Source organism: Streptomyces sp. UNOC14_S4 (genome assembly GCF_020740835.1).
In the GTDB taxonomy this organism is placed as follows: Bacteria; Actinomycetota; Actinomycetes; order Streptomycetales; family Streptomycetaceae; genus Streptomyces.
The window spans coordinates 1-4,697 of sequence record NZ_JAINFC010000560.1 but is presented as its reverse complement, the minus strand read 5'-3'; the positions used below and the strand labels follow the sequence as shown (position 1 = coordinate 4,697).

Sequence of the window (4,697 nt, the reverse complement as noted above, 5' to 3'; positions counted from 1 at the left end):
CATCCAACGGCGCCCGCAGCGAGACCGCCCCCGCCATCTCCCGCCGCACGAGCTCCTCCACCGCCTCGCGCTCGCCCGGCGCGACCTCCAGGACGATTTCGTCGTGCACCTGGAGCAGCATCCGCGAGGTGAGCTCCGAAGAAGCCAGCGCCTCCGCCACCCGCAGCATCGCGATCTTGACGATGTCGGCGGCCGTGCCCTGGATCGGGGCGTTCAGCGCCATACGCTCCGCCATCTCGCGGCGCTGCCGGTTGTCGCTGTTGAGATCCGGCAGGTAGCGACGGCGCCCCAGCATCGTCTCGGTGTAACCCGTCGCACGGGCCTCCTCGACCACCCGCTGGAGGTAGTCCCGCACGCCGCCGAACCGCTCGAAGAACGTGTCCATCAGCCTGCGCGCCTCGTCCGGCGCGATGTTCAGCTGCTGCGACAGACCGAACGCCGACAGGCCGTACGCCAGCCCGTACGACATCGCCTTGATCTTCCGGCGCATCTCCGGGTCGACCTCGGACTTGGCCACGCCGAAGACCTGCGAGGCCACCGTCGTGTGCAGGTCCTCGCCGGAGGCGAACGCCTCGATCAGGCCCTCGTCCTCGGACAGGTGGGCCATCACGCGCAGCTCGATCTGGCTGTAGTCCGCCGTCATCAGCGACTCGAAGCCCTCGCCGACCACGAAGCCCCGGCGGATGGCCCGGCCCTCGTCCGTGCGCACCGGGATGTTCTGCAGGTTCGGGTCCGTCGAGGACAGGCGGCCGGTGGCCGCCACGGTCTGGTTGAACGTGGTGTGGATACGGCCGCCGGTCGCGATCGCCTTGATCAGGCCCTCCACCGTGGACCGCAGCTTGGACTGCTCACGGTGCCGCAGCATGATCACCGGAAGCTCGTTCTCCGTCTGGCCCGCGAGCCAGGCCAAGGCGTCGGCGTCCGTCGTGTAGCCCGTCTTGGTCTTCTTCGTCTTCGGCAGGCCCAGCTCGCCGAAGAGGACCTCCTGGAGCTGCTTGGGCGACCCCAGGTTGAACTCGTGGCCCGCCGCCGCGTGCGCCTCCGTCACGGCCTGCTGCACCGCCGCCGCGAACTGCTGCTCCATGCGCTCCAGCCAGCCGCGGTCCGCCGCGATGCCCGCCCGCTCCATGCGCGCCAGCAGGTCGCTCGTCGGCAGCTCGACGTCCGTCAGCAGCTCGGCCGCGCCCACCTCCCGCAGGCGGCCCGCGAACGCGTCGCCCAGATCCAGGACCGTACGGGCCCGGCCCATCAGGGCGTCCGCCTCGGCCTGCTCGTCCGCGCCGAAGGCCAGCTGCCCGTCGCCCACGGACGCCGAGGCCAGCTCACGGCCCAGATACTCCACCGACAGCGTGTCCAGCGCGAAGGAGCGGCGGCCCGGCTTCACCAGATACGCGGCCAGCGCGGTGTCCATCGTCACCCCGGCGACCGACCAGCCGTGCTCCGGGAAGACCCGCATCGCGGCCTTCGCGTCGTGCATCACCTTCGGCCGGGACGCGTCCGCGATCCACTGCGCGAACGCCCGCTCGTCGGCCCCGTCCAGCTCGGCCGGGTCGAACCACACCGCCGGGCCCTCGCCCGAGGCCAGCGCGATCTCCGCCACCCGGCCACTGCCCTGCGACCACGAGTCGACGACCGCCACACCCAGCGGGCCCGCGCCGTGCTCCGCCAGCCACGGAGCCAGCTCACCCGCGGCGATCACCGCGCCGTCGACCTCGGCACCCGCCTCGGGCGCCGCCTCCTGCTCCGCCTCCGCGCCCGGGTCGGCGGCCAGCAGCCGGTCCCGCAGACCCTGGTTGCGGATCTCCAGACCCTCCAGGAACGCGATCAGCGCCGTCCGGTCGTACGCCTCGCGCACCAGACCCGCCGGACCCGCCGGCAGCGCCACGTCCCGCACCATCTCCGTCAGACGGCGGTTGAGCTTGACGGCCTCCAGGTGGTCACGGAGATTCTGCCCGGCCTTGCCCTTGACCTCCTCGACCCGCTCCACCAGTTCGGCGAACGAACCGAACTGGTTGATCCACTTCGCCGCCGTCTTCTCCCCGACGCCCGGGATGCCCGGCAGGTTGTCCGAGGGGTCACCGCGCAGCGCCGCGAAGTCCGGGTACTGCGAGGGGCTCAGGCCGTATTTCTCCTGCACCTTCTCCGGCGTGAACCGCGTCAGCTCCGACACGCCCTTCGTCGGATAGAGCACCGTCACGTTCTCGGAGACCAGCTGGAAGGAGTCACGGTCACCCGTGACGATCGAGACGTGGAAGCCCTCCGCCTCCGCCTGCGTGGCCAGCGTGGCGATCACGTCGTCGGCCTCGAAACCGTCCACCGCGAACCGCGGCACCCGCATCGCGTCCAGCAGCTCGCCGATCAGCTCGACCTGACCCTTGAACTCGTCCGGCGTCTTCGACCGCGTCGCCTTGTACTCCGGGAACTCCTCGGAACGCCACGTCTTGCGCGAGACGTCGAACGCCACCGCGAAATGCGAAGGCGCCTCGTCACGCAGCGTGTTCGCCAGCATCGACGCGAAGCCGTACACCGCATTCGTCGGCTGCCCGGCGACCGTCGTGAAATTCTCCGCGGGCAGCGCGAAGAACGCCCGGTACGCCATGGAGTGCCCGTCCATCAGGAGCAGGCGGGGACGGCCCCCCTCCACCGCCTCCGCTGCCTCGCTGCCGACCGGTCCGTTCGTCTGCACTGTCTTTGCTGCCACGCCCCCGATCCTGCCACGGCCCACTGACAATCCCCGCCACACACGGTCCCGCCCCGCCTCGACAAGGCCGGTGACACTCCCCCGTGACAGGATCAGCACGTACGGACATCCGCGGATCACACCCACGCACGGATCCGCACCCACCGACCGCTCGAGGGGGAGCGACATGGCAGGCAAACCGCCCACCAGTGACCCGGTCCAGGACGCACCCGACGTCACCGCCCCGCAACACGCCGCCGCCGGCCTGACCGCCGTCGCCCACTCCCTGCGCATGGCCAACGACCAGATGGGCGTCCGGCGCACCGCGCTCACCCTGCTCAAGGTCAACCAGAAGGACGGCTTCGACTGCCCCGGCTGCGCCTGGCCCGAACCCGATAAGCGCCACGCCGCCGAATTCTGCGAGAACGGCGCCAAGGCCGTCGCCGAGGAGGCCACCCTCCGCCGCGTCACCCCCGACTTCTTCGCCGCCCACCCCGTCAGCGACCTCGCCGGCCGCAGCGGATACTGGCTCGGCCAGCAGGGCCGCCTCACCCAGCCCATGCACCTCGCCGAAGGCGCCGACCACTACGAACCCGTCACCTGGCAGCGCGCCTTCGACATCATCGCCGAGGAACTCGACGCCCTCACCAGCCCCGACGAAGCCGTCTTCTACACCTCCGGCCGCACCAGCAACGAAGCCGCCTTCCTCTACCAGCTCTTCGCCCGCGAATTCGGCACCAACAACCTCCCCGACTGCTCCAACATGTGCCACGAGTCCTCCGGCTCGGCACTCACGGAGACCATCGGCATCGGCAAGGGCAGCGTCCTCCTCGAAGACCTCCACAAGGCCGACCTGATCATCGTCGCCGGCCAGAACCCCGGCACCAACCACCCCCGCATGCTCAGCGCCCTGGAGAAGGCCAAGGCCGGCGGCGCGAAGATCATCACTGTCAACCCGCTCCCCGAAGCCGGCCTCGAACGCTTCAAGAACCCCCAGAACGCCCGCGGCATCTCCGGCGTCGGCACCCCGCTGACCGACCTCTTCCTCCAGATCCGCCTCGGCGGCGACCAGGCCCTCTTCCGCCTCCTCAACCGCCTGATCATCGAGACCGAAGGCGCCGTCGACACCGACTTCGTCACCGCGCACACCCACGGCTACGAGGAATTCGAGGCCGCCGCCCGCGCCGCCGACTGGGACGACACCCTCCGCGCCACCGGCCTCACCCGCGACGACATCCAGCGCGCCCTCGACATGGTCCTCGCCTCACGCCGCACCATCGTCTGCTGGGCCATGGGCCTCACCCAGCACAAGCACGCCGTCCCCACCATCAGGGAAATCGTCAACTTCCTCCTGCTCCGCGGCAACATCGGCCGCCCCGGCGCCGGCGTCTGCCCCGTACGCGGCCACAGCAACGTCCAGGGCGACCGCACCATGGGCATCTTCGAACGCCCCGCCCCCGCCTTCCTCGACGCACTCGAAAAGGAATTCGGCTTCGCCCCGCCCCGCGAACACGGCCTCGACGTCGTCCGCGCCATCCGCGCACTCCGCGACGGACAGGCCAAGGTCTTCTTCGCCATGGGCGGCAACTTCGTCTCCGCCACCCCCGACACCGACGTCACCGAAGCCGCCGTACGCCGCGCCCGCCTCACCGTCCACGTATCCACCAAGCTCAACCGCTCCCACGTGGTCACCGGCGCCCGCGCCCTCATCCTCCCCACCCTCGGCCGCACCGAACGCGACCACCAGGCGAGCGGCGACCAGTTCGTCACCGTCGAGGACTCCATGGGTATGGTCCACGCCTCCCGCGGCCGCCTGAAGCCCGCGAGCCCCCACCTCCTCTCCGAGACCGCCATCGTCTGCCGCCTCGCCCGCCGCGTCCTCGGCACCCGCACCACCACCCCCTGGGAAACCTTCGAGAACGACTACGCCACCATCCGCGACCGCATCGCCCGCGTCATCCCCGGCTTCGAGGACTTCAACGCCCGCGTCGCGCACCCCGGCGGCTTCACCCTCCCC

2 protein-coding genes are annotated in these 4,697 nt (G+C 70.7%); one reads left to right on the top strand and one right to left on the bottom strand.

Annotation, left to right across the window (positions count from 1 at the left end):
- Positions 1-2,614 (bottom strand): DNA polymerase I (gene polA / locus K6I34_RS31980; protein WP_229331466.1); only part of this gene is annotated, 2,614 nt, incomplete at its 3' end.
- A 253-nt stretch (positions 2,615-2,867) separates the two neighbouring features.
- Between polA and K6I34_RS31975 the strand changes: the two genes are divergently transcribed.
- Positions 2,868-4,697: FdhF/YdeP family oxidoreductase (locus tag K6I34_RS31975; protein ID WP_229331464.1), on the top strand; the 1,830-nt coding region annotated here is incomplete at its 3' end.